20 protein-coding genes are annotated in these 20,830 nt (G+C 69.7%); 11 read left to right on the forward strand and 9 right to left on the reverse strand.

The window, feature by feature from the left end; all coding sequences use genetic code 11:
• Nucleotides 1–2: 2 nt before the first annotated feature.
• Nucleotides 3–1,145, reverse strand: a complete 1,143-nt coding sequence (gene pdhA / locus ACQBAU_RS17460) for a pyruvate dehydrogenase (acetyl-transferring) E1 component subunit alpha (RefSeq protein ID WP_465255428.1) — start codon at nt 1,143–1,145, stop codon at nt 3–5.
• A 206-nt stretch (nt 1,146–1,351) separates the two neighbouring features.
• Here pdhA and ACQBAU_RS17465 point away from each other — a divergent pair, with 206 nt between their 5' ends.
• The gene (locus ACQBAU_RS17465) at nt 1,352–1,870 is read left to right on the forward strand and encodes a SigE family RNA polymerase sigma factor (protein WP_434549663.1); all 519 of its coding nucleotides are present in this window, start codon (nt 1,352–1,354) and stop codon (nt 1,868–1,870) included.
• Entirely contained in the window at nt 1,867–2,958 is a 1,092-nt protein-coding gene (locus ACQBAU_RS17470; RefSeq protein ID WP_465255427.1) for a Gmad2 immunoglobulin-like domain-containing protein, read from the forward strand. Before ACQBAU_RS17465 ends, ACQBAU_RS17470 begins: the two co-directional genes overlap by 4 nt.
• 38 nt (nt 2,959–2,996) lie before the next feature.
• Here the strand turns inward: ACQBAU_RS17470 and ACQBAU_RS17475 are convergent, their stop codons facing one another.
• Nucleotides 2,997–4,904, reverse strand: coding sequence for an ABC transporter ATP-binding protein (locus ACQBAU_RS17475; RefSeq protein WP_465255426.1), 1,908 nt, complete (start codon nt 4,902–4,904; stop codon nt 2,997–2,999).
• Complete coding sequence (locus ACQBAU_RS17480) at nt 4,901–6,808, reverse strand: ABC transporter ATP-binding protein (RefSeq protein ID WP_465255425.1); 1,908 nt, start codon at nt 6,806–6,808, stop codon at nt 4,901–4,903. The genes ACQBAU_RS17475 and ACQBAU_RS17480 overlap by 4 nt, the downstream gene beginning before the upstream one ends.
• Before the next feature lie 216 nt (nt 6,809–7,024).
• Here ACQBAU_RS17480 and ACQBAU_RS17485 point away from each other — a divergent pair, with 216 nt between their 5' ends.
• The 4 genes from ACQBAU_RS17485 to ACQBAU_RS17500 are packed head-to-tail and all read left to right on the forward strand — an operon-like array spanning nt 7,025 to nt 9,969.
• Complete coding sequence (locus ACQBAU_RS17485) at nt 7,025–8,122, forward strand: S-(hydroxymethyl)mycothiol dehydrogenase (RefSeq protein WP_465255424.1); 1,098 nt, start codon at nt 7,025–7,027, stop codon at nt 8,120–8,122.
• Complete coding sequence (locus ACQBAU_RS17490) at nt 8,119–8,724, forward strand: MBL fold metallo-hydrolase (protein WP_434549668.1); 606 nt, start codon at nt 8,119–8,121, stop codon at nt 8,722–8,724. The genes ACQBAU_RS17485 and ACQBAU_RS17490 overlap by 4 nt, the downstream gene beginning before the upstream one ends.
• Nucleotides 8,721–9,107, forward strand: a complete 387-nt coding sequence (locus ACQBAU_RS17495; RefSeq protein ID WP_434549669.1) for a phage holin family protein — start codon at nt 8,721–8,723, stop codon at nt 9,105–9,107. Before ACQBAU_RS17490 ends, ACQBAU_RS17495 begins: the two co-directional genes overlap by 4 nt.
• Nucleotides 9,108–9,138: 31 nt before the next feature.
• A complete protein-coding gene (locus ACQBAU_RS17500) occupies nt 9,139–9,969 on the forward strand; it encodes a DUF1206 domain-containing protein (RefSeq protein WP_465255423.1) in 831 nt (276 codons plus the stop codon).
• Nucleotides 9,970–9,982: 13 nt separating this feature from the next.
• On the opposite strand, the gene ACQBAU_RS17505 is transcribed toward ACQBAU_RS17500, so the two are convergent.
• Genes ACQBAU_RS17505 through ACQBAU_RS17520 form a run of 4 tightly spaced genes read right to left on the reverse strand, consistent with a single transcriptional unit; the run spans nt 9,983 to nt 13,260 of the window.
• Entirely contained in the window at nt 9,983–10,687 is a 705-nt protein-coding gene (locus tag ACQBAU_RS17505) for a hypothetical protein (protein WP_434549671.1), read from the reverse strand.
• Nucleotides 10,688–10,709: 22 nt separating this feature from the next.
• On the reverse strand, nt 10,710–11,663 hold the full coding sequence (locus ACQBAU_RS17510; protein ID WP_465255422.1) for a DNA-3-methyladenine glycosylase family protein: 954 nt from the start codon (nt 11,661–11,663) through the stop codon (nt 10,710–10,712).
• On the reverse strand, nt 11,663–12,421 hold the full coding sequence (locus ACQBAU_RS17515; protein WP_465255421.1) for a YaaA family protein: 759 nt from the start codon (nt 12,419–12,421) through the stop codon (nt 11,663–11,665). The genes ACQBAU_RS17510 and ACQBAU_RS17515 overlap by 1 nt, the downstream gene beginning before the upstream one ends.
• The gene (locus ACQBAU_RS17520; RefSeq protein ID WP_434549674.1) at nt 12,397–13,260 is read right to left on the reverse strand and encodes a DUF3152 domain-containing protein; all 864 of its coding nucleotides are present in this window, start codon (nt 13,258–13,260) and stop codon (nt 12,397–12,399) included. Before ACQBAU_RS17520 ends, ACQBAU_RS17515 begins: the two co-directional genes overlap by 25 nt.
• Before the next feature lie 25 nt (nt 13,261–13,285).
• Here ACQBAU_RS17520 and ACQBAU_RS17525 point away from each other — a divergent pair, with 25 nt between their 5' ends.
• The 3 genes from ACQBAU_RS17525 (at nt 13,286) to ACQBAU_RS17535 (ending at nt 17,221) form a co-directional block, all read left to right on the forward strand.
• A complete protein-coding gene (locus ACQBAU_RS17525) occupies nt 13,286–14,632 on the forward strand; it encodes a YibE/F family protein (protein WP_465255420.1) in 1,347 nt (448 codons plus the stop codon).
• Nucleotides 14,633–14,773: 141 nt separating this feature from the next.
• The gene (locus ACQBAU_RS17530) at nt 14,774–16,855 is read left to right on the forward strand and encodes a hypothetical protein (protein ID WP_465259409.1); all 2,082 of its coding nucleotides are present in this window, start codon (nt 14,774–14,776) and stop codon (nt 16,853–16,855) included.
• Between the two features lie 90 nt (nt 16,856–16,945).
• Nucleotides 16,946–17,221 (forward strand): HU family DNA-binding protein, encoded by a 276-nt coding sequence (locus ACQBAU_RS17535; protein WP_434549677.1) that lies wholly within the window; start codon nt 16,946–16,948, stop codon nt 17,219–17,221.
• A 73-nt stretch (nt 17,222–17,294) separates the two neighbouring features.
• On the opposite strand, the gene ACQBAU_RS17540 is transcribed toward ACQBAU_RS17535, so the two are convergent.
• Nucleotides 17,295–18,506 (reverse strand): MFS transporter, encoded by a 1,212-nt coding sequence (locus ACQBAU_RS17540; RefSeq protein WP_465255418.1) that lies wholly within the window; start codon nt 18,504–18,506, stop codon nt 17,295–17,297.
• Nucleotides 18,503–19,048 carry a helix-turn-helix domain-containing protein gene (locus ACQBAU_RS17545; protein ID WP_465255417.1) on the reverse strand — a complete coding sequence of 182 codons (546 nt, stop codon included), beginning with the start codon at nt 19,046–19,048 and terminating at the stop codon, nt 18,503–18,505. Before ACQBAU_RS17545 ends, ACQBAU_RS17540 begins: the two co-directional genes overlap by 4 nt.
• Nucleotides 19,049–19,213: 165 nt before the next feature.
• Here ACQBAU_RS17545 and ACQBAU_RS17550 point away from each other — a divergent pair, with 165 nt between their 5' ends.
• Both ACQBAU_RS17550 and ACQBAU_RS17555 read left to right on the forward strand, forming a co-directional pair.
• Nucleotides 19,214–19,918 carry an ABC transporter ATP-binding protein gene (locus tag ACQBAU_RS17550; RefSeq protein ID WP_465255416.1) on the forward strand — a complete coding sequence of 235 codons (705 nt, stop codon included), beginning with the start codon at nt 19,214–19,216 and terminating at the stop codon, nt 19,916–19,918.
• Complete coding sequence (locus tag ACQBAU_RS17555; RefSeq protein ID WP_465255415.1) at nt 19,915–20,712, forward strand: ABC transporter permease; 798 nt, start codon at nt 19,915–19,917, stop codon at nt 20,710–20,712. Before ACQBAU_RS17550 ends, ACQBAU_RS17555 begins: the two co-directional genes overlap by 4 nt.
• The last annotated feature ends 118 nt before the right edge of the window (nt 20,713–20,830 follow it).

The raw sequence follows: 20,830 nt of genomic DNA on the forward strand, positions 1-20,830 counted from the left end.
GTTCAGCCCTCCTGTCCGGCCGGCGCGAACGAGGCCAGGTAGTCGGCGTAGCGAGCCTGCTGATCCGACAGGTACGGCGTCTGCTCCTCGTACACCCAGTCGAAGGCCGCCACCGGATCCGGCTCGGGCAACGCCAGACAGCCCTCCCGCAACCGGGTCGCCAGCGCGTCGGCCTCGCCGTCCAGCTCGGCCAGCCAGCTCGCGTCGATCGCCCCACGCCGGGTCAGGTACGCCTTCACACGTTCGATCGGGTCCTTCAGCCGCCAGTGCTCCAGCTCCGCGGCCAGCCGGTACTTGCTCGGGTCGTCGGAGGTGGTGTGGGCGCCCATCCGGTAGGTGTAGGCCTCGATCAGGGTCGGTCCGTTGCCGGACCGGGCCCGGTCGAGCGCCTGCTCGGTGACCGCCTTCACCGCGAGCACGTCGTTGCCGTCGACCCGGATGCCGGGGAACCCGAAGCCGTCCGCCCGCCGGTACAGCGGGATCCGTGACTGCCGCTCGATCGGCTCCGAGATCGCCCACTGGTTGTTCTGGCAGAAGAACACCACCGGCGCCTGGTACGAGGCGGCGAACACGAACGACTCGTTCACGTCGCCCTGGGAGGTCGCGCCGTCGCCGAGGTAGGCGATCACCGCGGCGTCCCGTTCGGGGTCGTCGTTGCCGACCGCCCCGTCGGCCTCCAACCCCATCGCGTACCCGGTGGCGTGCAGCGTCTGCGAGCCGATGATGATCGAGTAGAGGAAGAAGTTCTTCTCGTACGGGTTCCACGCACCGAGGTCGGCGCCGCGGAACATGCCGAGCATCTGCAGCGGATCCACCCCGCGACACCACGCCACACCGTGTTCGCGGTAGCTCGGGAACGCCGTGTCGTGGGGCCGCATCGCGCGACCGGACCCCACCTGAGCGGCCTCCTGGCCCAGCAGCGAGGCCCACAGCCCCAACTCGCCCTGCCGCTGAAGGGCGGTCGCCTCGGTGTCGACCCGGCGGGCGAGGATCATGTCGCGCAGGTAACCGGCGACCTCGGTGTCGTCGCCGTCGAAGGAGAAGTCGGGGTGGTCGACCCGTTCCCCCTCGGGGGTCAGCAGTTGCACCTGGGACTCGTCGGCGGTGGGGCCGCCCTGCCCTGTGGTGCCGCCCTGTTCGATCATGCGGCCATCCTCTCGCATCGGTGCGGGTTGCCCGCACTCCGGCACCCCGCCCGACCGGTGGGTCCGACTGGGGTGGCCCCACGTTATCGTCCGGCCCCCATCCTCGTGCCGACCCCGGTACGTCATGACAACCTTTCGGCACCCTCCGGCGTGTTGGGGGCGTGAGTGCCATGACAGCGCCACAGGTCGACTGGCAGAGTGTTCCCGTGTCCCGTGCCGACGACGTGCTCCGCGAGCTGTACGAGGGGCAGTGGGTCCGCATGGTGCGGCTGGCCGCTCTGCTGCTCGGCTCCAACGACCGTGCCGAGGAGGTGGCCCAGGATGCATTCGTCGGGATCTACAAGCGGTTGTCCCGCTTCGAGAGTGCTGACGACGCCGTCGGCTACCTCCGCACCAGTGTGGTCAACGGTGCCCGCTCCCAGCTGCGGCACCGCGAGGTCGCGACCAGGCTCCGGCCGTTGCCGCCACCCGCGCCGCCCGGTCCCGAGGAGGTGGCCGTACGGGCCGAGGACGACCAACGCGTGCTGGCGGCCCTCCGCGAACTGCCCGAGCGACAACGAGAGGTGCTGATCATGCGCTACTACGCCGACGCCAGCGGGCCGGAGATCGCCGAGGCCCTCGGCATCAGTGTCGGATCGGTGAAGTCGCACACCCACCGCGCCATGGCGGCGCTACGGCAGACCTTGGGACAGCTCGGGGAACAGCAGGAAGGAGGCTGGGCATGAACCGCGACGTCACGAACCTGCACGGGCCCGAGGACGAGGAACTGGAGCACGCCTTGGCCGGCGCGCTCAACCGGCAGGCCGAACAGATCCAGCCCGGCCACCGGTTCGACGAGATCACCTCCCGGACCACCGCAACCTCTCGACGACCGATGCTGGTCGGGCTGGTGGCGGCCGCCGGCGTCTTCATCGTCGCGATCGGCATGCTCTCCGGTGTGCTGATCCAGCGCAACAACGCCCAGCAGCTGAGCCAGGCCGAACCCGGCGGTGCCGCCAACTCGGCCCCCGACCCGTCCACCGCCGAACAGCCGGCGCCGTCGTCGTCGACCGTCGAGACGCCGCCGCCGGCCCCCAGCAGCACCGCCCCCGCCACCCCGGCACCGCCCGGCACGATCGGCGGCATCCCGGTCTACTGGATCGGCGCCGACGGCAAGCTCCACCGCGAGTTCCGCACCGTGCCCGACCGTGGGGAACGCACCACCACCGCCGTGGTGGCGATGCTCAGTGAGGAACCCCTCGACCCGGACTACCGGAGCATGTGGCGCCCGAGCACCGAGGTGACGATCACCCGCGACGGCGACGACCTGACCGTCGACCTGCCCGCCGCAGCGATGGACGACACCGCCACCGTCAGCCGGGCCGACGCCACGATGGCCATCCAGCAACTGGTGTGGACCGCGACCGCGGCCGCCCAGACACCGGGCACCGTGACCGTGCTGATCGACGGCGAACCCGGACTGGCCTGGGGTGTGCAGCAGGTCGGCGACCCCGTCAGCCGGGACGGCGAGGCCCGCAGCACCGTCTGGATCATCGACCCGCAGCACGGTGACGTCCGGTCCCCCGGCACCGTCAAGGTCACCGGCAACGGCACCGCCTTCGAGGGCAACCTGGTGTGGCGGGTGGTCCGCGAGTCCGACGGCACCGAGGTCGCCTCTCACTACGTGATGGCCGGCGCCAACGGCGAGTACGGCGACTTCGAGTTCACCTTCGAGGTGACCGAGCCGGGCACGTACGTGATCGAGGTGAACGCACCGGACATGTCGGGGCAGAGCGACGGCGTCACCGAAACGAAGACGATCACCGTCCGCTGACCTCGCCCCACGAGGTCACCAGAAAGTTAACGGGACGGTCAGGCCAGCGAGTTGACCCAGGCCTCGTGCAGTGCGGCGTACCGGCCACCGTCGACGTCGGTCAACTCCGCCGGTGGGCCGTCCTCGAGGATGCGGCCGTGTTCGAGCACCAGCACCCGGTCGGCGATCTCGACCGTCGACAACCGGTGCGCGATGATCACCGCGGTCCGGTCGGCCAGGACGGTGCGCAACGCCTGCTGCACCAACCGCTCCGACGGGATGTCGAGGCTGGACGTCGCCTCGTCCAGAATCAGCACGGCCGGATCGGCCAGGAAGGCCCGGGCGAACGCGATCAACTGCCGCTGACCGGCCGACAACCGGCCACCGCGCTTGCCGACGTCGGTGTCGTACCCGTCGGCCATCTCGTCGATGAAGCTGTCGGCACCGACGGCCCGGGCTGCTGCCACGACCTCCTCGCGGGTCGCGTCGGGTCGCCCGAACAGGATGTTGTCGGCGACGGTCCCGTCGAACATGAAGTTCTCCTGGGTGACCATCACCACCGCACGCCGCAGGTCAACGTCGGACAGGTCACGCAGGTCGACACCGTCCAGACTGACAGTGCCGCCGACCGGGTCGTAGAACCGTGACATCAGCTTGGCGATGGTGGTCTTGCCGGCACCGGTGGTGCCCACCAGCGCGACCGTCTGCCCAGCCGGGATGTCCAGCTGCAGCCCCGGCAGCACCGGGGCTTCGGCGACGTAGTGGAAGTCGACCGCATCGAACCGGACGTGACCGTGCGGGTCGGGCAGGGCAGCCGGCTTGGTCGGCTCGGCGACCGACGGCTCCTCCTCCAGCACCCCCGACATCTTCTCCAGCGCCGAGTTGGCCGACTGGAAGCTGTTGAAGAACTGGCTGATCTCCTGCATCGGCTCGAAGAACTGCCGCAGGTAGAGCAGGAACGCCACCAGCACCCCGACGGTCATCTCGCCCTCGAGGACGCGCGACCCGCCGTAGATCAGCACCACACCGATGGTGACGTTGCCGATCAACTTCACCGACGGCGAGAAGATCGCGACCAGCCGCATCGCCCGCACGTTGGTCCGGCCGTACCCGTCGGCGAGCTCGTTGAACAGCGCTTGGTTGCGGGGTTCGCGGCGGTACGACTGCACGGCCCGGATGCCGCTCATCGTCTCCACGAACTGGACGATCACCAGGGCCGCCATCTCGCGGACCTTGCGGTAGTTCTTGCTGCTGGCGCGGGAGAACCAGCGGACCAGCAACATCAGCAGCGGGAAGCAGATCAGCGTGACCGCGCCCAGGTGGAAGTCCATGGTCAACAACAAGATGCCGATGCCGATCAAGGTCAGCGCAGCGGTGATCAACCCGTCGAACCCGTTGGCCAGCAGCTCCATGATCGCGTCGATGTCGTTGGTGAGGCGGGAGATCACCCGCCCCGAGGTGTACTTCTCGTGGAACGCCACATCCAGCTTCTGGAAGTGCTTGAACATCCGCCGCCGCAGCTCCAGCAGCACGTCTTGGCCGAGCTTGCCCGACAGCTGCAGGAACGCGATCCGGCTGACGGTCTGGATGACCACCGCGACAACCATGATCAGGATCGTCTGCAACAGGATGGTCGCGACACCGTCCTCCTGCAGCGGCGGGATACCGAGGTCGATGCCGCGGCTGACCAGCCACGGGATCGACAGCCGGGCCGCGTTCTCGACCAGCACCACGCCGACCAGCAGCAGCATCAGCCACCGGTACGGCTTCAGCAGGTCCCACAGCAGGGCTCGGCTGCGGCGCTTCAGGAACAGGCTCCGCTTGCCCTGGATCTCGTGGTCCGAGGCGTCCTCGGCGGCGACCCCGCGCCACTCCTCGACGGCCTTGTCGTCGGCGACCGGCGCACGGCCGGCCAGTCGGCGGCGCAGCTCGCGATCATCGGGGCCGGCGGTCTGCTGGATGCTCATCGGTTCGCCTCCCCCGACCGCTCGGCGTCAGCCGCCAGGTCAGCCATGTCGTCCATCTCGGCCTCGGCGTTGAACTCGGCCGACAACAGTTCGCGGTACTCCGGCACCCGGGCCAACAAGTCGGAGTGGGTCCCGATCTCGGCGATCCGGCCGTTGATCAACATCGCGACCCGGTCGGCCAGCAGCACGGTGGACGCGCGGTGCGCGACCACGATTCCGGTCACCCCGACCAGCACCCGGCGCAGGGCGGCCTCGACGAGTTCCTCGGTGTGGATGTCGAGCGCCGACAAGGTGTCGTCGAGCACGAGCACCCGGGGCTGCACGATCACGGCCCGCGCCAGTGCCAGCCGTTGCCGCTGGCCGCCGGACAGGCTCATCCCCTGCTCGCCGATCCGGGTGTCGAGACCCCACGGCAGGTCGTGCACGAAACCGGCCTGGGCGACCTCGATCGCCTCCGCGATCTCCTGGTCGGTGGCCTCGGGCCGGCCCAGGGTGAGGTTCTCCCGGACCGACATCGAGAACAGGGTCGGATCCTCGAACGCGGTCGCGACCAGGGTGCGCAGCTGCTTCAGCTTCAGGTCGCGGATGTCGGTCCCGTCGATGGTGATCCGACCGCCGGTGACGTCGTTGAGCCGGGGCACCAGCGAGGTCAGCAGCGTCTTGCCCGACCCGGTGCCACCAACCAGGGCGATGGTCTCGCCCGGGGCGATGTCGAGGTCGACCCCGTGCAGCAGGTCGGTGTCGGAGTCGGCGAACCGGAACCGGACGTCCTCGAAACGCAGGTGCCCGGTCACCGCCTCCGGGTCGAGGGTGACGTCACCGTCGTGGATGCTGAGCTCGGCGTCGAGCACCTCGGCGGCCCGGTCGGCCGCGGTCATCGCCTCCTGCGACTGCGCCAGCAGGAACCCCATCGACGAGATCGGCCAGACCAGGCTGAGCATCAAGGTCATGAACGCGACCAGTGTGCCCAGTGTCATCCGGTCGGTGCCGGTCGCCCAGGCGCCGATGCCGAGCACCGTGATCAGCGTCAGGGTCGGGATCACCTCGAGGAAGGTCCAGAACCGGGCGCTCAGCCGTACCCGTTCCATCGACACCCCGTACAGGTGCACCGACCGGGCGTCGAACTTGTGGAACATGTGGGTGGCACGGCCGAACGACTTGATCACCCGCAACCCCTGGACGCCCTCCTCCACGGTGGACGCGACATCGCCGACGCCGTCTTGCACCAACCGCGACAGCCGCGTGTAGTGGCGCTGGTTGACCAGGCAGAGCCAGATGATCGGCACGCCCATCAGCACCACGATGATGCCGAGCGGCCAGTACATCTGCAGCAGCAGGACGGTGACGATCAGGATCTGCAGGGTGGACACGATCAGGAAGGTCAGCCCGAAACCGACGAAGCGCCGGATGATCGACAAGTCGTTCATGATCCGGCTCAGCAGCTGTCCCGACTGCCACTGGCCGTGGAAGGTCATCGGCAGCCGCTGCATCTTGGCGTACAGGTCCTTGCGGATCAGCGTCTCGACCCCGACCGTGCCGACGTTGACCACCCAGCGGCGGCCCCACATCACCATGGCCTCCACGATGCCCAGGCCGAGCGCCGCCAGACCGAGGGTGTACAGGCCGGCGTAGTCGCTGTGGGCGACGGGTCCGTCGATCACCGCCCGGGTCAGCAGCGGTGTCGCCAGGCCGAGCCCGATCCCACACAGCGCCATCACCAGGCTGAACAGGAACCGGTGGGCGAACGGCTTGATGTAGTTGCGCAGCCGCCACAGCGAGGTGACCCGACGGGTCTTCTCCGGCTTGGCGGCGATCCGCGGCGGACGATCCAGTTCCGCGAGGGCGACCGGGGCCGTCGGGAGGTTGGCGTCGGGCGACGTGGTGGGGTCAGTGTCGGCCGACACCTCGGTAGTCATATGTGTGCAGGTCCCTCGGGCGTGTGCGATGCGGCGTGGTGGTCCAAGCCACCATCCAACCTCAACTCGACTTCAGGTCAAACTTGATATCGGTAATGAGCGGCATGCGTAACGGTGATGAATCATGCCTCCTGCGATCCCGCGGCAGCGCGGACGAACCGGTTGCCTAGCATGGCCCACAAACGGCCGACCGAAGGAGAAGCGATGTCGCAACAGGTGCAGGGTGTCATCGCCCGCAGCAAGGACGCCCCCGTCGAGCTGGTGACGATCAACGTCCCGGACCCGGGGCCGGGCGAGGCCGTGGTGAAGGTCCAGGCCTGCGGGGTCTGCCACACCGACCTGCACTACAAGCAGGGCGGCATCGGCGACGACTTCCCGTACCTGCTCGGCCACGAGGCCGCCGGCGTCGTCGAGGCGGTCGGCGACGACGTCACCGACCTGGCCCCCGGCGACTACGTGATCCTCAACTGGCGTGCGGTCTGCGGCAACTGCCGGGCCTGCCGCCGCGGCCGCCCGTGGTACTGCTTCAACACCCACAACGCCACCCAGCAGATGACGCTCGAGGACGGCACCGCGCTGTCGCCCGCGCTCGGCATCGGCGCGTTCATCGAGAAGACGTTGGTCGCCGCCGGGCAGTGCACCAAGGTCGACCCGCAGGCCGAGCCGGCGGTCGCCGGGCTGCTGGGCTGTGGGGTGATGGCCGGCATCGGTGCCGCGATCAACACCGGCAACGTCGGCCGCGGTGACTCGGTCGCGGTGATCGGGTGCGGCGGGGTCGGTACGGCCGCGATCGTCGGCGCCCGACTCGCCGGGGCGGCCACCATCATCGCCGTCGACCTGGACGACCGGAAGCTCGCCGGCGCCAAGGAGCTCGGCGCCACCCACACCGTCAACTCCTCGTCCGCCGATCCGGTCGCCGCGATCCAGGAGCTGACCGGCGGCTTCGGGGCCGACGTCGTGATCGAGGCCGTCGGCCGCCCGGAGACGTACGTCCAGGCGTTCAACGCCCGCGACCTGGCCGGCACCGTCGTGCTGGTCGGCGTCCCGACCCCGGAGATGAAGCTCGAGCTCCCGCTGGCCGACGTGTTCGGCCGCGGCGGCGCCCTCAAGTCCAGCTGGTACGGCGACTGCCTGCCGGATCGCGACTTCCCGATGCTGATCGACCTGTACCTGCAGGGCCGACTGCCGCTGGAGGCGTTCGTCACCGAACGGATCGGCATCGACGACGTCGAGGCGGCGTTCGCCAAGATGCACACCGGCGACGTGCTGCGGTCGGTCGTGGTGCTGGAGGGGGAACGATGAGTGTCCGGATCGACCACGTCGTCACCTCGGGCACGTTCAGTCTGGACGGGCAGACCTTCGACGTCGACAACAACGTCTGGGTGGTCGGTGACGACGCCGAGTGCGTGGTGATCGACGCCCCGCACGACGCCGACGCGATCGTCGACCTGGTCGGCGGCCGGCGGGTGCTGGCGATCCTGTGCACCCACGCCCACGACGACCACGTCCGGGTCGCCCCTGAGCTCGCCAGCCGGGTGGAGGCGCCGATCATGCTGCACCGCGACGACCGGGTGCTGTGGGACCAGACGCACTCCTCGGCGCCCGACGGCGAACTCCGCGACGGACAGCAGATTCACGTGGCCGGTGCGACGCTGACGGTGATCCACACCCCCGGCCACGCGCCGGGGGCGGTCTGCTTCCACCTGCCGGAGCTCAACACGGTGTTCTCCGGTGACACGCTGTTCAACGGTGGCCCCGGAGCGACCGGCCGCAGCTACTCCGACCACCCGACGATCGTCGCCTCGATCACCGAGAAGCTGTTCGCGCTGCCCGACGACACCGTCGTACGGACCGGGCACGGCGACGACACCACGATCGGCGCGGAGAAGCAGAACCTGCCATGACCTTCGTGCTCCGGCTGGTGCTGAACGCGATCGCGCTCGGAGTGGCGACCTGGCTGGTGCCCGGGATCATCCTGGACACCACCGACCCGGTGCGGGCGGTCGTCGTGCTCGGCTTCGTGGCGGTGATCTTCGGGCTGGTGAACGCGATCGTGAAGCCGGTGTTCCGGTTCTTCACCAACCCGTTCGTGTGGCTCACCCTCGGACTGTTCCTGCTGGTGATCAACGCACTCATGCTCTGGCTCACCTCCTGGCTCAGCGAACGGCTCCAGCTCGGCTGGCGGGTCGACGGCTTCTGGTGGGCGATGCTCGGCGCGCTGATCGTCTCGGTGGTCAGCTTCGTGTTGAACCTTTTCCTGCCCGACAAGGACCGCGACCGCCGCTGACCTGCGAGGCCCACGACCACGAGGAGATCCCATGGCAACCAACCCCCGCGCCTCGGCCGAACAGGCCGGGCAGCAGGTCCAACGGAGCAAGGCGTACGGGCTGCTCGTCACCCTGGGGCTGGTCTGCTACGGCGTGATCCACCTGCTCCTCGGCTGGCTGTCGGTCCAGGTGGCGTTCGGTGGTGGTGGTGGTGAGACCTCCACCGGTGGCGCACTGAAGGACCTGGTCGCCAAACCGTTCGGCAACGTCCTCATGATCATCTTCGCGATCGGGCTGTTGGCGCTCACCGTCTGGCAGCTGCTCGAGGCGGCACTGGGGCACCGTGACAAGAAGACGACCAAGAAGGTACGCAAACGCATCTCCTCGGCCGGCCGCGCGATCACGTACGCGGCCCTCGGTGTCACCGCACTCCGGCTGGCGATCGCCGGCCGCTCCGGTGGCGGCTCCCAGGACGGCGCCCAGTCCGCCTCGGCGACACTGATGGCGGCGCCGATGGGTCAACTGCTGGTCGGCGTGGTCGGTCTGGTGATCATCGGCATCGGGGTGTCGCAGGTGGTGAAGGGCATCCGCCGCAAGTTCGCCACCGAGGACCTGCAGCCGAGCGCTCCGGAGTGGGCGAAGAAGTTGGGCACCATCGGCTGGATCGTGAAGGGGGTCGCGATCGGGCTGGTCGGCGGCCTGTTCTGCTGGGCGGCGGTCACCGCCGACAGCTCACGCGCCGGCGGGATGGACGCGGCGCTGACGGCACTGAAGGACCAGCCGTTCGGGATGGTGCTGTTGGTCGTGATGGGCCTCGGCTTCGCCTGCTTCGGCATCTACTGCCTGGTCTGGTCACGCCATGTGAACCACGAGAACCTCTGACCCGACCCGCTGACTACTCCGAGCCCCCGGCCCGCTTGCGCGCCTTGTGGATCGTCCGTGCCAGCGCCCGGGCGTAGATCGCCGACTTCGGGGTGGGTTCCGGCTTCGGCTTGACACGGCGCTGCCCGGGGAACAGGTCGGGTGGTTCACCGAACGCCTTGCGCGCCTGCATCACCACCGCCTGGGCCCTGACCGCCTCACTGCCGCCGGCCATCGCCGCGGACATCCCACCGTCCACGATCCTGCCCAACATCATGCCCACCAACGGGTTGCCGCCGCCGAGCATCGACACCGCCCGGCCGGTCGCCAGCGACTGCGCCCACCGGCCGCCCTGGCTGAGCAGCACACTCGAGGCCATGTCGGCCCCCTCCTCACCGAGCAGGATGCCGGCGACCAGCGTCTTGCGCCGTTCGACGTCGGAGATGTCGAGGCCGTGCAGTTCGGTGAGCGCCATCAGGTAGATCGCGGTGCGGCGCAACGAGGCGCGCGCATCGTCGGCGACCATCCGGTCACCCGACAGTGGCAGGTTCGCCCCGGCGGCCCGCATGCTGGCCTCCTTGGCCTGCTGCAGGTACCACGAGTCGAGCACCCGGATGGCGGCGGCCGGCGGACGGCCCGGCTTGCGGACGGCCTTGACGATGTCGGTCACCGCACCGTAGTCCTCGGTGGTGATCTGGGTGACGTAGGCGTCGAACGCGGCCTGCTTGTCCTCGGTCATGGTGGCACCTCCTCGAACTCACTCAGGGCCAACGGTACGAGGTCTGGGGCAGATGTGTCGGCAGTGTCCGGCGGGGTCCTCGGCGGGGCGCCACCCCGACCGCCCGCAACACCAGGCACTGTACCCGGTAGCGGTGCCCGGCGTACGGTTCCAACAGTTCGGTCGCGACCTCGTCGCCGAGCTTCTCCCCCAGCAGCGCGTACGTGATCGCATCGCCCACGTGGTAGTCACCGATGCTCCACGCGTCGGCGTCACCGTGGGCCCGTTGCCGGGTCTCGGCCGAGGTCCACGGGCCGATCCCGGGCAGCGACTGCAGTGCCCGGTCCGCCGCGGCGGGCTCGAGGGTCAGGGTCCGTTCCAGTGCGTCGGCGCGGGTCGCGGCGCGGACCAGGGGTCGGGAGCGACGCGGTTCCACGCCGGCCTTCAGGAACTGCCAGCTCGGGACGGTCGCCCAGGCCCGTGGCGTCGGCGGCAGGCGCATCCCGGCCGCCGGCGAGTCGGGGTCACCGGCCGGTCCCGGTGCCGGGTCACCGTACGCGGTCACCAACATCCGGAAGGCGGCGTAAGCCTCCCCGGAGGTGACGACCTGCTCGAGGCAGGCCGGCAGCAGCGCCTCGGCGACCGCGCCGGTGCGGCCGATCCGCAGGCCGGGGATGCGATGGTGCGCCTCGGCGACCAGCGGATGTGCCGGCGTGAAACCGGACGGGTCGTCGTCGGCGCCGAGCAGCGCCGGCAGCTCGGCGAGTGCCCGTTCGGCGCCGGCACCCCAGGCGGTCGCGACGACCTCCCCGGACCCCGGGACCAGCCGCAGCAGCACCGGCCCCTCCGGATTGCTCGTCGCGCGCCACCACACGGCCCGGTCACCGGTGCCGACCCGGCGGTGCGTCGGGTCGCCGGCACCGCGCCGGTGCGCGGCCAGCAGGCCACCCCGGTCGAGCGGCCAGTCGGGCCGCCAGCGACGTTCCAGGCCGACCATCAGGCCACCACCTCGATGGTGTCGCCGACCAGCGTGCAGTCGGCGTGCCGGCCGATCTCCGCGACCACTTGGCCGGGGGTACGTGGGGTGCGGTCGGCCTCGAGCAGCCAGCGCGCGACCAGACCTCGGGTGTGCTTGGCGTGGTGCGAGACCGTCCGACGAACGCCGTCCACGACCTGGAACACGCGGACCGGGTGCGCGGGCCGTACCCGCCCCATCGTGGTGTAGGTGCCGGAGCGACAGTCGACGATCGGCCCGTCGGCGATCAGACCGGCCAGCACGCCGGGCAGCACGTCGCGCCAGGCGGTCTCCACCTTGCGCTCCGACGGCATCGCCGCACACGCGTTGATCCGGTAGCCGGTGATCCGGTGCTGCGGCCCGACCAGCCCCCACACCGAGCTCTGGATCAACAGCTGGTCGCGCGCCCGGCGCTTGGCCCGGGGGCTGAGCGTCGCCCAGTCGAGCGCCTCGTACAGCACGCCGTCGTACACCTCGATCGCGGGCCGCGCCGGCGCGGCGAGCAGGTCCAGGTTGGCGAGCGCCTGGTCGAGCACCCCCGGCGGTACGCCCAGCGCGCGCGTCGGATCGGCGGTACGGGTCAACGTGTCGAGCGCCTGCCGCACCTCTGCCCGTACCGGCTCCAGCTCCGGGTACGGCAGCGCGGCCAGGTCGACGGGGCGACCACGTCGCGGGTTGGGCCGCTTCGACTCCGACGGCGGCAGCAGGATGCGCATCAGCGGCCGTTCGGGTAGGGCCACGGATTCGGGCGACAGGCGCCGACCGACTTGGACTGCTGCATCATCACCGGGGCGAGTCTGCCCTTCCCGGGGCAGCCGACGTGCCCGTGGCCCACGAAGTGGCCGAACTCGTGGTTGACCAGGTACTGCCGGTACGCGATCAGGTCGCCCTCGTACTGCGGGACGCCCTGGGTCCACCGGATGGCGTTCAGCGCCACCTTCTCCTGCACCCGGCACGACAGGGTGCCGCCGGTCCCGCCGAGGCAGAACTTGTCGGTGGTGGCCGGCGAGGAGATGTAGGCGGTCACGTCGACCTCACCGCTGGGGGTGAACACCCAACTCACCGATCCGTCGCCGCTCCAGCTCCGCTCGTCGTTCAACGTGGCGTGCATGACCTTCGCCGCCTCGTCCGGATCGACCGGGATGCCGTGCTCGACCTGGACCGCCCAGCGGATCACCCGGCCGCGGCGGGGCCCGTTCGGCAGCTCGGCGGTGGCTCGGGCGAACGTCCCCGGGCCCTTCGGTGGGATCTTGGGGTACGGCCCGGGCTGCGGCCCGTCGTCGGGGTCGCGCTGTTCCGTCGGCTGCGTGCCGGATGCCATCGGTCCGGGTGAGGTGGATGGTCCGGGTGTCACGGGTGGGGCGGGCGTGACGGGTGGGGCGGGGCCGGTGCTGACCACCCCGGACGGCTCGGGGACGCCACCCTGACGGGGCGGCAGGCCCGGCATCAGGTTGCCCACGATGGCCGTGGCCAGGGCCAGCGCGATGGTCGCGGTCGTGAGGGCGACGCCCCAGCCACGTTGCGTCAAACGAGGCGAGGACGGCGTACGGTTCTCCCATCGCCCCGGTGACTTGACCACGACCCCAACCCTAGGCGGACTCACCGTGTCTCACACGCACACCCACACGCATGCCGAGACGACTCCGGAAGCGGAGGCGCACCAACGACGCGCCTTCAAGACGATGATCCTGATCGTCATCCCGATCGCCGTCTGGACGGTGGTGGCGATGATCGTGATGTGGCCGCACGACGTGGCGGACCACATCCGGAGCGACACTTCCAGCTACTCGGTCGAGGGGCTCACCATCCCGACCGGCCGGGTGGTCTCGGTCACCGAGCACAGCTGTGACGGCGAGGTCGGCTCGGTGCCGGGGGTGGAGTCGACCTGCGCCTCCGGGGAGGTGCAGGTCACCGAGGGGCCGGAGAAGGACAGCATCGTCCAGGTCGAGTTCACCGCGGCGCACTACGCCTCCGGGGTGAAGGAGGGGACGAAGGTCAAGCTCTTCCGGATCCCGCTGCCCGACGGCGGGGCGGCCTACCAGTTCGCCGACTTCGAGCGCAGCACACCGCTGATCGTGTTCATCCTGGGGTTCTGTGTGGCGGTGGTCGTGGTCGCCCGGTTCCGCGGATTCATGGGGCTGGTCGGGTTGGGGTTCGCCGCCGTGGTCATCACCCAGTTCATGTTCCCGGCGTTGGTGTCGGGTGATGATCCGGTGCTGGTCGGACTGGTCGGCAGTTCGGCGATCATGTTCGTGGTGCTCTACACCGCCCACGGGTTCAGTGCGAGAACGACGACCGCTCTGCTCGGGACCCTGTTCGGACTGGCGGTCGCGGCCGGGTTGGGGGTGGTCGCCACCAGATGGGCACACCTGACAGGAGTCGCCAGCGAGGAGGACTACCTGCTCGCCGCCAGCGCACCGGACATGCAACTCACCTCGGTCGTGATCTGCGGCATCATCGTCGCCGGCCTGGGGGTGATGAACGACGTCACGATCACCCAGGCCTCGGCCGTGTGGGAGCTGTCGAACAGTGGGCAGCGCAGCGCGGCGCAGCTGTTCACCTCGGCGATGCGGATCGGGCGTGACCACATCGCCTCGACCGTCTACACGATCGCGTTCGCGACCGCCGGCGCGTCGCTGTCAACCCTGTTGTTGATCTCGGTCTACCAGCGCGGGATGTGGGAGGTGATCCAGACCGAGGTGTTCTCGGCCGAGATCCTCCGTACCGTGGTGGGCTCGATCGGCCTGGTGCTGGCGATGCCGCTGACCACCGCCATCGGGGTCGCGGCCGTCCGGCTGGGCAGCCGACCCCCCGCCGAGGTCGACGACGAGGACCTGGACGACGAGCTGGACGAGGACCTGGACGGGGACCTGGACGAAGTGGAGGTCGTGGAGGACGAGAACTTCGGGGAGGACCCCGACGCGCCGTACCGCCCAACCTCACGACGCTAGTGCGGTGTCGGGGTCACCGACTCCGACCAAAGCTGCCGTTACAGGCAATCAGTTACCCACCAGTTCGGACCGAGCGGTTCCTAGCGTGATCAGCATCCGGCATCGCCGACCGCGGCGACGCCACCACGAGAAAGGCTGATCATGTCCACACCCGTGATCGACCGACTCCGACGCGTGGCGGTCCTCGCTGCGGCAGCTGTCATGACCGTGACCGCAGCCGCGGCAGGATCGCCACCACCGGCCCATGCCGAGAACAACGGCATCGTGATCGGCGGAGTCGAGCTGAACGACAACCAGGATGCCAACCTGCGTTGGCTTTCCGAGACCGTCTACCCCCAACTCGAGGGTGACCGCGACCAGCGGCTGGACGCCCTTGCCAGCGCCAGCTGGTGGATCCTGAAGGAAGGGGTGATGGACCTCGAGCCGGCCGACTACCGCAACTACAACAACTGCGCCGAGACCGGCGACGACGTCCACCACACCGACGATCCGCTGTACGTGTGTGCCCGCGGCGCGGCGTGGCAGGTCGGCCCGGGTGCGGTCCAGCCGTACAACCACTCGCTGGCCACCATCGAGGCCTACGCCGCCTCGGTTTACGGCAGCGCCGACGCCGCACTGACCGCAACCCTCACCGAGGCAGGACATCCCGCCGGGTCGTCGGTCCACCAGACGGTGCTGGCCGACCATGGCGACCTGCGACAGGGCTGGCTGATGCGCAACCCCACGGTCGGCGTGCACTTCGTCGCCGACGAGGCCGACTCCGAGTGCCTGGCGGTCGGATCCGCCTTCAAGGGTTGGTGCTTCGTCGAGGGCACGCAGTTCGACAACCCGTGGCCGACCTTGATCAACTTCGCCCCGACCCGCGCGAAGAGCCTGGCGAACGTGGCGGAGCTGAAGCAGATCATCGGTGGCATCGTCGACGGCGGCGAGGGCACCTCGCCGACTCCGCCGCCGACCACCGAACCGGACGTGACCGCGAAGGTCTGGGACACCGGAGGCGTGTCGCTCCGGGTCCGCGCCGAGGCGACCACCGACAGTGAGGTCGTCGGTACGGTCGAGGCCGGCCAGTCGATCGCGATCCGCTGCCAGGTGACCGGCCCGACGGTGACCAACGGCATCGCCGGTGTCACCAGTTCGTTGTGGGACTACCTTCCCGAACAGCAGGGATTCGTCTCCGACGCCTGGGTCTACACCGGCTCGGCCGGCAAGGTGGCCCGTGACTGCACCGCCGCCGACCTCGGCGGCGCGCAGCCCGGTGACACCCAGCCCGGGTTCGAGGCCACCGTGTGGGACCTCGGCGGCGCGACGCTGAACGTCCGCGACGAGCCCGGCCTCTCCGGCCAGGTCGTCGGACAGTTGGCCGAGGGCGCCAAGATCGTCATCACCTGCCAGCAGCAGGGTCCGAAGGTGATCAACGACATCGCCGGGGTCAGCAGCACCTGGTGGGACTACGTCGAGGGCCAGGGATTCGTCTCCGACGCCTGGGTCCACACCGGATCCGACGGCCAGGTCGCCCCGACCTGTGAAGGCGGCTCGGCCGAGGAGCCCACGCCGCCGGCCACCGGCGGGGAGGCTTGCGAGGGTGCCCCGTACCCGGGGAACGCCGCCGACGCGATCGCCCAGATCCGTGCCCGGCATGGGATCTCGCTGACCGACGGGGCGCACAGCTGGACCAGCCCGCAGGCCGAGCGCACGCTGCGCGCGTTCTGGACGGCGATGGAGGACGTGGGGTGCACGCCGTACCTGTCGACGCTGTTGGAGCGGGCCGGTTCCGGGTTCAGCATCATCGCCGACACCAACGGCCCCGGCACCTGGGGCCATTGGCGCTCAGACGGCCTGCTGCACATCGACGTGGCCCAGATCGAGGGGTCCGCGGCGACGCCGGAGACGCTTGCCTGGTTCACCGTCCACGAGTTGGCGCACATGTGGTCGAACGTCCGCGCCACCGAGGGCTACAACGCCTACCTCGGGGTGTACGCCGAGCTGGGGCCGATCTCCCCGTACGGGGTGCGGGACAGTGCCGACCCACAGGCCAACGAGAACTTCGCCGACGTGATCGGGTACTACTACGCCCGCTGCACTCCGATCTCGATGTACTCGAGCGAGGCCAGCTACCCGGGCAACCCGTACGACCTGGAGAAGTTCGCCGGCTACCACTCCTACGTCAAGGAGTACGTCTTCGGCGGCCACGAGTTCGGTCCCGGACCGGGCGAGACGTGCTGAATTGACCAAGCAGGCCGCGCTGAATCCACGAAACAGTGGGGTCGGGGCAGTAGAGTGGCCCGGACCAGCCGCTAGAGATGAAGGATTCCCATGAGCAAGAAGGACCTCGTAGATGCCGTCGCCAAGGGCGCCGAGCTGACCCAGGCCGATGCCGAGCGCGCTCTGACCGCGGTGTTCGACAGCATCGCCGCCAGCGTTGCCAAGGGCGAGAAGGTGGCGGTGCCCGGGTTCGGCACCTTCGAGAAGCGTGACCGCGCCGAGCGCACCGGTCGCAACCCGCGTACCGGCGAGGAGATGACCATCGCCGCGACGTCGGTTCCTGGCTTCAAGCCGGCGACGCAGTTCAAGAAGCAGGTTGCCGGCTGAACCAGCCGCACCACTGCACGACACCAAGATCAACAGGGGTGGTTCACCTACGGGCGGGCCACCCCTGTTGACGTCACGAGACCGGACGCGGTCGACGGCCCTGCAACGCCTGGGCCAGGACCATCACCGCGACACCGGCGATCGGCACGACGATCAGCCCGTACCGCAGCTCGGACGCGTCGGCGACCAACCCGACCAGCGGCGGCGACGCCAGCGAGCCGAGCCGAAGCAACCACGACACCATGGTCAGGCCGGTGCCTTGTCGCAGTCCCGGCAGCTCGTCCGCCTCGTGCATCGCCGCCGGGATCACCGTGGCGACGCCCAGCCCGGCGACGGCGAACCCGACGATCGTGCCGGGTACGGACGGGAACGCGAGCGCTGCGCCCATCCCCAGTGCCGTGATCAACCCGCCGGTGCGCGCGACGGTACGTTGCCCGAACCGGTCCACGAGTTGATCACCCAGGATGCGACCGACGAACTGCGCCGCGACCAAGGCGGTGTAGCCGAGCGCACCGACGGCGGCGGGTGCGGCCAGTGAGGTGGTGAGGTAGAGCGCCGCCCACGAACTCCCGGCATCTTCCACCACCACGCCGCCGATGGCGATCATCACCAGGGCAACGAGGGTGATCACGGTGCGGGGACTGAGCCGCCGGGGCCGATCCGGCGTGGCGGGGGCCGGCGCCGTACCTTCTGGTCCCTCTGATCGTGGTGTTGCCGGTGGCCGTTCCTCGTGCCCGGGTAGGCAGAACCGGAGCGCGATGAGCGCGACCGTACCGAAGATCACCGCTGACACGCCGAGGTGGATCGGCACCGGCACCCGGAGCGCGATCGCCCCGGCGGCCATCAGGCCACCCGTCACCGCGCCGGCCGACCAGACGGCGTGGAACGAGTTGATGATCGACCGGCCGTACCGTCGCTGCAGCCTGAGCCCGTGGGCGTTCTGGGCGACGTCGGTGATCGCATCGGTGGCGCCACCGATCAACAGTGCCGCGGCGAACAGCCACACGATCGGGGCGAACCCGGCCGCCAGCACGGCAAGGCTCGTGGCGATGGTGCCGGCAACGGCGACCCGCGCGGACCCGAACCGGCGGATCAGCGCAGCGGCGCCCAGTCCGGCCAGGATCGCACCGGCCGGGAACGCCGCGACCGCCAGCCCGTAGCCGGCATTGGTGATGCCCAACGTGGCCTTGATCTCCGGGTACCGCGGCAGCAGGTTCGCAAAGATGGCGCCGTTGGTCAGGAAGAGCGCAGAGACCGCCCATCGGGCGCGGGACTCGACACTCATGCGGTGGGTTCAGCCGGCTCGGGGCTCGGCACCAGGACGGTGGTCAACATCACCTCGTGCCTGCTCGGACCGGGCTCCCGGTAGCGCCCCAGCAGTTCGGCCAACTCCTCTTGCAGGGTTGCGGCCTCGTCGACGTCCAGGTGGAGCGGGGTCGTGGCGAATCCGAACAACTCGGTCAGGTCGGCGGCCTGGTCGAGATGATCATCAACGGCCTCGGTGACCGAGGCGAGGAGAGTCAGGAAGGCCTGCCGGAGCTGGTCCGGCCCGAGCGCGTCGGCACCGTCGCGATCGACGACGGCACTCGTGCCGCCCAACGCCAGCGTCCGTTCCACCGCGCCCCGCACCTTGCGTTCGGCCACGACGGTCAACACGTCGGCCTCGAGCAGGGTCGTGATGTGCCGGTAGAGGGTGGCGGTGGTGACGTCGGGCAATCTCTCGCGTAGTTGCGCGGTGGTGAGCTGCCGACCGGCGACCGCCTGCAGGATCCGCAACCGGACCGGATGCAGGACGAGATCCGCGATCGTTCCCCGCTCATCGCTCACCGTTCGTCCCTCCACCCTGCTCCTCGGTCCCGTACTCGAACCATCTCGCCCATCTCGCCCATCTCGCGCATCTCGCGCATCACGCCTGTCCAGCCTGTCACGCTTACCATTCTCATTCATGTTATCATTCTCACTATTGCATCCAATCAACCGGAAGGATCGGCCGTGACAACCCTCAACCTCACCGGCCTCACCAAACGCTTCGGAACCGTCAACGCGGTCACCGACCTCACCCTGACTGCCGCACCCGGGAAGGTCACCGCGTTCCTCGGCCCCAACGGGGCGGGCAAGTCGACCACGCTGCGGATGGCGCTGGGCCTGATCCGGCCCGACAGCGGGGCCGCCACCTTCGACGGGCTGGCGTACGACCAGCTGCCTCGCCCAACGCGTACGGTCGGCGCCGTCCTCGACCTGGCCGGCGCACATCCCGCGATGACGGCTCGCCGGCACCTGCGGGTCAACGCCCGACTCGGTGGGCACGACGTGTCCCGCGTGGCGGAGGTGCTGACCGACACCGGACTGGACCACGCGGCCGACCGGCGGGTCGGTGGCTTCTCCACCGGGATGCGGCAGCGGCTGGCCCTGGCGACCGCCTTGCTCGGCGACCCGGACGTCCTGGTGCTGGACGAACCGACGAACGGTCTCGACCCGGCCGGGATCCGCTGGCTGCGTCGGGTGCTCACCGACCGGGCCCGACGGGGCCGGACCGTCCTGGTGTCGAGCCACCACCTGAGCGAGGTGGCGCTGTCGGCCGACGACGTCGTGATCATCGGTGACGGCCGACTCCGCTGGCACGGTCCACTGAACGAACTGACCGACGACCACGCATCCCTGGAGGATGCCTTCCTCGACATGGCAGGTGCGGCATGAACAACCTCATCCGCGCGGAGTTCCTGCGCTTCTTCGGCACCCGGCTGTGGGTCGCGTACCTGCTCGGTGCGCTCGCCACCGGTGTCGGTCTGGTCGGCCTGTTGGTCCTGGTCGGCCCGGAGAACGCCGAACCCCCGTTGCCGCCGATCGACACCCCGGCGGGGGTGAGCACGATCCTCGGCCTGGTGCAGCTGATGTTGTTCGTACCCGCGGTGCTGGGCACCTTCGCCATCACCGCGGAGTACCGCCACGGCACCATCGGTACGACCTTCCTCGCCGTCCCGCGCCGGGCCCGGGTGATGGTCGCCAAGCTGGTGGCTCACGCAACGCTCGGACTGGCGTACGGCGTCGTGCTGGCCGTCGGTGCGGGTGCCGCCCTGGCCGCCGGCGTGCTCACCAGCGGCGGCGATCTCGGGGCCGGACTGCCCGGGCTGCTCGTGAGTCTCGGCCGGCTCGCGGTCGGGGCGATGGCGTACACCGTGTTGGGTGTCGCGGTCGGCGCGCTGGTGCGCAATCAGATCGTCGGTCTCGCCGCGGTGTTCGGCTACTTCTACGCCCTGGAACCGATGCTGATGATCATCCCCGGGGTGAACCAGCTGTACGGGGTCCTTCCCGGTGGCGCGATGGCGGCGTTGACCCGGTCCACCTGGCTGACCGAGACCCTGGCGGAGCAGACCTCGTCGATGACCGCCCTGGTGCTGCCCGCCTGGGGTGGTGGCCTCGTGCTGCTGGGGTACGTGGTGCTCGCAGCACTGGTCGCGGTCGCCCTGCCACTTCGCCGAGACCTCGTGTGATGACCGGGTCGCCGGCCGTTCCCGCGGGAGCGTCAGGCGTTCCCGCGGGAGCGTCGGGCGTTCCCGCGGGAGCGGCCGATCGGCGGTTCGAGGGCGATGTCAGAGGTCGCTGTTTGAC

The organism is Carbonicoccus niuqiaonis (genome assembly GCF_050157065.1).
GTDB lineage: Bacteria > Actinomycetota > Actinomycetes > Propionibacteriales > Propionibacteriaceae > Avipropionibacterium.

Bases quoted from the DNA above. Each gene is read 5' to 3' on its own strand.
- pdhA (WP_465255428.1), bottom strand. From the start codon at position 1,145: ATGATCGAACAGGGCGGCACCACAGGGCAGGGCGGCCCCACCGCCGAC.
- ACQBAU_RS17470 (WP_465255427.1), top strand. From the start codon at position 1,867: ATGAACCGCGACGTCACGAACCTGCACGGGCCCGAGGACGAGGAACTG.
- ACQBAU_RS17475 (WP_465255426.1), bottom strand. From the start codon at position 4,904: ATGAGCATCCAGCAGACCGCCGGCCCCGATGATCGCGAGCTGCGCCGC.
- ACQBAU_RS17485 (WP_465255424.1), top strand. From the start codon at position 7,025: ATGTCGCAACAGGTGCAGGGTGTCATCGCCCGCAGCAAGGACGCCCCC.
- ACQBAU_RS17490 (WP_434549668.1), top strand. From the start codon at position 8,119: ATGAGTGTCCGGATCGACCACGTCGTCACCTCGGGCACGTTCAGTCTG.
- ACQBAU_RS17495 (WP_434549669.1), top strand. From the start codon at position 8,721: ATGACCTTCGTGCTCCGGCTGGTGCTGAACGCGATCGCGCTCGGAGTG.
- ACQBAU_RS17500 (WP_465255423.1), top strand. From the start codon at position 9,139: ATGGCAACCAACCCCCGCGCCTCGGCCGAACAGGCCGGGCAGCAGGTC.
- ACQBAU_RS17505 (WP_434549671.1), bottom strand. From the start codon at position 10,687: ATGACCGAGGACAAGCAGGCCGCGTTCGACGCCTACGTCACCCAGATC.
- ACQBAU_RS17510 (WP_465255422.1), bottom strand. From the start codon at position 11,663: ATGGTCGGCCTGGAACGTCGCTGGCGGCCCGACTGGCCGCTCGACCGG.
- ACQBAU_RS17530 (WP_465259409.1), top strand. From the start codon at position 14,774: ATGTCCACACCCGTGATCGACCGACTCCGACGCGTGGCGGTCCTCGCT.
- ACQBAU_RS17535 (WP_434549677.1), top strand. From the start codon at position 16,946: ATGAGCAAGAAGGACCTCGTAGATGCCGTCGCCAAGGGCGCCGAGCTG.
- ACQBAU_RS17540 (WP_465255418.1), bottom strand. From the start codon at position 18,506: ATGAGTGTCGAGTCCCGCGCCCGATGGGCGGTCTCTGCGCTCTTCCTG.
- ACQBAU_RS17555 (WP_465255415.1), top strand. From the start codon at position 19,915: ATGAACAACCTCATCCGCGCGGAGTTCCTGCGCTTCTTCGGCACCCGG.